The following is a 6,168-nucleotide window of genomic DNA, read 5'->3' on the forward strand; positions in this document are numbered from 1 at the left end:
GGCGGCCGACGTGATCTTCCAGACCTCAGGACGCACTGTCATGAACACCCGGTGGATCGAAGGGCCGTCGGCACGGGATCATGGACGGGGGGCCGTGCTCCGCCATCCGCATCGCCTCCCTGCTGCGAACACACGCCTGGGCCGGTCCGCTGACACACCACCCGGCAATTATTGTCACAGGGCAACTGATCTGACGAGACCCCACGGAAAGCCGACACGAGATCGTCACAACCCGGCCGCTCCGCCGCTCATCCGTCGGCCCGCCTCCCGTGCCAGTCCAGACAGACGATCAGGGCGTCGTCGTCCGGCACCGACTTGCCGCGGTGGCCGGTCAGTTCCCGCAGGATCGCCCGCGGCACCTCGGCGGCCGGCAGCAGCCGGGTGGACTGGATGGCGCGGGACAGGGCCGTGTCCCCGTACGCCTCGCCCTTCGGTGACGCGACAGCGTGCACCCCGTCGCTGACGAAGACCAGACGGTCGCCGGGCTCGGCCTGGAAGTGCTGGGCCATGTAGTCGGTCTCCTCGAACATGCCCAACGGCAGCTGGGCGTCGAAGGTGACGTGCTCCACCGAGCCGTCCCGGAGCCGCAGCAGCTGCGGCGAGCCCGCGTCGACGACCCGGGCCCGGCCGGTGGCCAGGTCGAGGTCGAGCATCAGGACGGAGAGGTAGCAGCGCCCGCGGTAGTGGGCGTAGACCGCCTGGTCCGCCAGGGCCGCCTGGTCGGCGATGGGTATGTCGGCGCGCCGGGCGTTGCGCAGCGCGTTGATGGCCAGGCTGGTCAGCAGCGACGCCTCGATGCCCTCGCCCATGCCGTTGGTGACGTACAGCGTGAGACGGTCGGCGGTGGTGGACCAGTCGAAGTTGTCCCCGAAGATCGCGTACGCCGGCTCCAGCTGCGCCCCCAGCTCGAACTCCGGGCGCACGCAGGAGCGGCCCGGCAGCAGGTGCCACTGCATCTCGGCGGCCAGCGTGAGCCGGTCCTTGCGCCGCGCCTGCATGAACAGGTCGGTGTCACGCTCGGCCACCACCACCTCGTGCCCCAGCACCTCGGCGACCTCCACGAGCTCCCCTTCCCAACGGCGGACGGCGTCGCCGTCGGGCAGGGTCACGGTCAGCACCCCGAGCCGGTCGCCGCGCACGCTGACCGGCAGGTGCAGGCGGGCCCCGCCGTCGCGCCCCTCCTCGCGGTACGGCTGCTGCGAACCGAAGGCGCGGCCGGCCGGGCTGTTGTGCACGGACACCGGTTCCAGGGTGTGCGGCAGGACCGACACGGGCTGGAGCACGCTCACGCCGTAGTCCGCCATGTACAGCTCGACGTCCTGGGCGCCGTACTGCTCCTTCAGGACGGCGCGCGTGACGTCGAGCAGCGCGTGGGGGGCCGATCTTCGAAGAGCACGCTCAACGGCCACGAAACTTTGCATGGAGTAATTTTCACCAATCCTTCGCCGGACGAACGTACGTCCGCCACCATGAGACGGAGAACATGAGGCAGTCGCGTCGGTCGTTCCGGGTCACCCGGGGCCGGCGGGCCCGCCTAGTACGCTGACAGGCACCCCAGTCCCTGCGAGAGTGTGACCGTGACTGCCTTCCGCCGCTGCCCCGAGCCCGACGAGGTCGCACGTGTGACCACCACGGCCGCCGAGCTGCTGGAGGTCGTGTGGGGCCGCGCTTCGACGGCGCCCACCTCCGCGTCCCAGCTGCGCGTGCTGCACATCCTGGAGCACCACGACGGCATCAACCTGCGCACGCTCGCCGAGTCCCTGGCGTCCACGCCGCCCTCCACCAGCCGGCTCTGCGACCGGCTCCAGGCCGCCGGCTTCATCGAGCGCGTGACGAGCCCGGAGGACCGGCGCGAGGTGCGCCTGCACCTCAGCGGCCGCGGCCGCGTCTTCCTCGCCGACCTGCGGGCCCGCAGGGAGAAGGAGGTGCGGGAGGTGCTGGCGGACATGCCCGCCGCCAAGCGGATCGCCCTGCTCGAGGGGCTGGAGGCGTTCTGCGCCACCGCGGCGTCGCAGATACTCGGCGCGGCTCCGGACTCCTCCGACAGCCGGACCGCCTGACCCACCTCTCGCGGCACCGGCGCCGCCCTTCGGCGAGCGATCATCACGCGGAGCGGTCTCCGCCCACCGGAGCATTTCAGGTCCTTCCCCGCGCACGTCCGACACGGCTACTTTGTTGTCTGGCGGCTATTATTGTCAAACGGCAACTATGCCGCGGACAGCCCTTTCGTAGACCCTGATACCCCGTGATCGCCCTTTCTGTCATGAGATGTTCCCCTTGTCTCCGCGGAAGGGGACCGACGCGCGCCGCCCCCGCGCCGATGGCCTGGGCTTTCTTCTTCCCCGGACTCCCCGCGAACCACCCCGCCCCTCCGCCCCGCCCCTCCGCCCCGGGCGAAGGCCGGGCACGGCCCCGCGGAGGGTCGCGGCATCCCCTTCGCGGCCCTCCCCCGCCGCTTGCCGCGCCCCACGCGTCGAATGCGTCACGCGGTAACCTCCGTGTCCCGTGCAACCTTTGGCGGCACCGGGGAGTCATGTACATGAGAGTGGGGGAATTCCTGCGGCCGCGCGCCTCGCGCGTCCCTCCTGACCGTGGCCCGGCCGCCGCGCACCTCGTGCGGAGCGCGGCTTCGGCCCTTTCTCCCGCCTTTTCGACGCACCAAGGCGTCATCTACGTGAGGTAGGAGTTTTGAGACGTCGTACGACAGCACATGCCTATCGCCCGCTGAGCATGAAGCGCAGAGCCTGGATCACCCTGGGCGCCGTGCTCCTCGGCGGCGGTGGGGTGGCCACTTACGCGATGGCGGATCCGCCGGATGCCGCCCCGGCGGCCGAACAGGCACGGGACAAGCGCCCGGTCCGCGTCTACGACCTGGCGCTCCCCGGCAATAGCGCCAAGAAGGAACTGCCGCGCACGGAGACCCGGTTGTTCTCGATGCTCGGCGTGTCCTGGGACGCGGCCGAGCGGGAGCTCGACGGCACCGCCCAGGTCCGCACCCGCAGCGCGGAGACCGGCGAGTGGTCCGTCTGGAAGGACCTGGAGTTCCACAACTCCCCGCCGGAGGACCCGACCGCCGAGATGCGCGGCGCGTCCGAGCCGCTCTGGGTCGGCCCGGCCGACGGCGTCGAGGTGCAGGTGGTCCGCGAGGACGGCAGCACCTCCGCGATGCCCAAGGGCATGCAGGTCAACATGATCGACCCGGGCGTCGTCACCACCGCGGAGACGAAGTCCACGGACATCGAGCTGGAGCCGGCCGCCTTCGCCGCCGCGAGCGAGGAGACCACCGCGCCCGCGGTCGACGAGCCGACGCCCCCGGCCGAGGCGACGCCGCCCGCCGAGGAGACCACTCCGCCGGCCGAGGAGACGACACCGCCCGCCGAGGAGACGACTCCGCCGGCCGGGGGAACCACCTCGCCCGCCCCGGAGCCGACCGAGACGGTTCCGCCCAAGCCGGTCGCGCCGCCGTCCACGGTCACCCGGCCCCCGATCGTCAGCCGGGCGCAGTGGGGCGCGGACGAGTCGAAGGTGGAGGACCCGGCCGAGTACATCGAGAAGGTCGACGCCGTCTTCGTCCACCACACGGTCGGCTCGAACAGCTACAGCTGCGCGCAGTCCGCGTCCCTGGTCCGCGGCGTGATGGCGTACCACATCGAGACCAACGGGTGGAACGACCTCGGGTACAACTTCCTGGTCGACAAGTGCGGCCAGATCTTCGAGGGCCGCGGGGGCGGCGCCGACCTTCCGGTCATGGGCGCCCACACCTACGGCTTCAACGGCTACTCCACCGGCATCGCCTTCCTGGGCGACTTCGAGGGCGTGGACGGCCAGCCGGCCGGCAGGCCCAGCCGCGCCGCGCTGGAGTCGGCGGCCCGCCTCGCCGCGTGGAAGCTCGGCCAGTACGGCGGCGACCCCAAGGGCAAGGTCACGCTGGAGGCAGGCGGCGACACCGGCGTCTGGAAGAAGGGCGAGCTCGCCACCCTCAACGTGATCTCCGGTCACCGCGACGGCTACGCCACCGCGTGCCCCGGTGCCACCCTGTACGCGAAGCTCGGCGAGATCCGCCGGATCGCGGCGAGCCCGCTCGCCGACGCGGCGGTCCCGACCGCCGACTTCAACCGTGACGGCATCTCCGACCTGGTCGCGGGCGTGCCGCGCGCGTCGAGCTCCGCGGGCAGCCTGGTGGTCGTCCCCGGCTCCACGGACGGCCCCGACGGCACGCTGCGCAAGGTGATCACGCAGAGTTCCGAGGGTGTCGTCGGAGCCTCCGAGGCCGGCGACAACTGGGGCGCGTCGAGCGCCTGGGGTGACCTGGACGGCGACGGTTACGCCGACCTGGTGGTCGGCGTGCCGGGCGAGGACAACGGTGTGGGGACGGACGCGGGAGCACTCGTCGTGCTCCACGGGCCCTCGCTGACCCGTACCGCCACCGTGCGCGACCCCGTCGCGAAGGCGGGCGCCAAGATCGGCACGACCGTCGCGGTCGGCGACTTCGACGCCGACGGCACGGCGGACGTGTTCTCGGCCGGCACCGGCAACGGCGGGGCCTGGGGCGCCACCCTGTCCGGCAAGGGCACCCAGTCCGGCAAGCTCACCACCGCGACCGGCGCGGTGGGCTACCTGGACGCGGCGACCGGCGACTTCAACCGCGACGGTTACGCCGACGTGGCCCTCAACTACCGTGACCAGTCCGAGGTGGGCAGGGTCACCTGGTTCAAGGGCTCCGCGACCGGCCTGACGAAGGTCAGCGTCCTGTCCGTCAAGGGCGGCCGGTCCCTCGCGGTGGGTGACGTGAACGGCAACGGCTACGACGACATCGTCATCGGCCAGCCGTACACCGCGGAGTCCGGCGCCAAGGCGGGCGGCCAGGTCACCGTCGTCCCGGGCACCTCCACCGGGTTCACCACCACGGGCATGAAGACGGTCCACCAGGACACCTCCGGTGTCCCGGGCTCCGCCGAGAGCGGCGACGCCATGGGCTGGTCGGTGTCCGCGGGCGACTACAACCTGGACGGTTACGCCGACGTGCTCACGGGCGCGCCGCGCGAGGACATCACCCGCAGCGGCAACCGCGCCGACGCGGGCATGGTGTTCCTGCTGAAGGGCAGCTCCGCGGGCCTCACCGGCACCGGGGCCATCGGCTACACCCAGGACACCGCGGGCATCGCCGGCGCCACCGAGACGAACGACCGGTTCGGCTCGGCCGTGGTCCTCCAGGACCTGTCCGGTTGGGGCCGTGCGGACCTCGCCATCGGCGTCGAGGGCGAGGACTCCTACAACGGCACGATTCTGCAGCTGGACTCCGGCAGCTCCGGCGTCTCCACGTCGGGCGGCGTCTACTACGGCCGCACCGTCATGGGCACGCCCACCGGCGGCCACCTGGGCCAGACCCTCCAGCCGTGAACGAACGGGGTGGGGAAGCGTCCGTCGCGGCGTTTCCCCACCCCGTCCCGTTTATTCCTGCTGTCGTATAAATTTCCGGTGCGACATTTCTTCGCCAGTGGCCCGCCACTTTGCGGGAAGCCTGTGCTACGGTTGGCAGCAGTTGCAGTTTTGGTTACCAGAGACTTCTTGAGTGCTCTCAGACGACCTTTACGTCGCCGGGAGCACTCTTTTTTATTTCCGGAAATTGCCAGAGCAGCGACTCCGGGGCCACGAGGTGTGGTTCCGGAAACTGCCCACAGGGAGATTCACATGGCATCCGGCACCGTTAAGTGGTTCAACGCGGAAAAGGGCTTCGGTTTCATCGAGCAGGACGGCGGCGGCGCCGACGTCTTCGCCCACTACTCGAACATCAACTCCTCCGGCTTCCGTGAGCTGCAGGAGGGCCAGCGCGTGAACTTCGACGTCACGCAGGGCCAGAAGGGCCCGCAGGCGGAGAACATCACCCCCGCCTGACGCGTACCGCGCACCGCGCACCACGCATCACAGGGCCGGGCCCGCACTCCTCGTGAGTGCGGGCCCGGCCTTTCGCGTGTCACGGCCGGGACTTGCGCACCCTCCGGAACACGGGGGAACTTGTGGCCATGCGCATGGTTGTGACCGGGGCCACCGGAAGTCTGGGCACGCGGGTGATCGAGGATCTGCTGGAACGGGTCCCGGCGGACCGCGTGCTCGCGGTGGTGCCGAGCGGCCGGGCGGGCGCGGCGCTCGCCGCGCGGGGCGTACGGC

At 71.1% G+C, this 6,168-nt stretch carries 4 protein-coding genes; 3 read left to right on the top strand and 1 reads right to left on the bottom strand.

What is annotated here, in order from left to right; all coding sequences use genetic code 11:
• Window positions 1–248 precede the first annotated feature (248 nt).
• Window positions 249–1,421 (bottom strand): PP2C family protein-serine/threonine phosphatase, encoded by a 1,173-nt coding sequence (locus tag HW445_RS15595; protein WP_180221625.1) that lies wholly within the window; start codon window positions 1,419–1,421, stop codon window positions 249–251.
• Window positions 1,422–1,622: 201 nt separating this feature from the next.
• Between HW445_RS15595 and HW445_RS15600 the strand changes: the two genes are divergently transcribed.
• From HW445_RS15600 to HW445_RS15610, 3 genes are all read left to right on the top strand, one after another.
• Window positions 1,623–2,060 carry a MarR family transcriptional regulator gene (locus tag HW445_RS15600; protein WP_151773778.1) on the top strand — a complete coding sequence of 146 codons (438 nt, stop codon included), beginning with the start codon at window positions 1,623–1,625 and terminating at the stop codon, window positions 2,058–2,060.
• 670 nt (window positions 2,061–2,730) lie between these two features.
• On the top strand, window positions 2,731–5,400 hold the full coding sequence (locus tag HW445_RS15605; RefSeq protein WP_180221626.1) for an FG-GAP-like repeat-containing protein: 2,670 nt from the start codon (window positions 2,731–2,733) through the stop codon (window positions 5,398–5,400).
• Between the two features lie 291 nt (window positions 5,401–5,691).
• Window positions 5,692–5,895 (top strand): cold-shock protein, encoded by a 204-nt coding sequence (locus HW445_RS15610; protein ID WP_043247736.1) that lies wholly within the window; start codon window positions 5,692–5,694, stop codon window positions 5,893–5,895.
• Window positions 5,896–6,168 lie beyond the last annotated feature (273 nt).

Source organism: Streptomyces sp. UH6 (assembly GCF_013421635.1).
GTDB lineage: Bacteria > Actinomycetota > Actinomycetes > Streptomycetales > Streptomycetaceae > Streptomyces > Streptomyces abyssomicinicus.

What these genes read in the sequence shown, in the direction of transcription:
- HW445_RS15595 (WP_180221625.1), bottom strand. Translation starts at nt 1,421, where the DNA reads ATGCAAAGTTTCGTGGCCGTTGAGCGTGCTCTTCGAAGATCGGCCCCC.
- HW445_RS15605 (WP_180221626.1), top strand. Translation starts at nt 2,731, where the DNA reads ATGAAGCGCAGAGCCTGGATCACCCTGGGCGCCGTGCTCCTCGGCGGC.
- HW445_RS15610 (WP_043247736.1), top strand. Translation starts at nt 5,692, where the DNA reads ATGGCATCCGGCACCGTTAAGTGGTTCAACGCGGAAAAGGGCTTCGGT.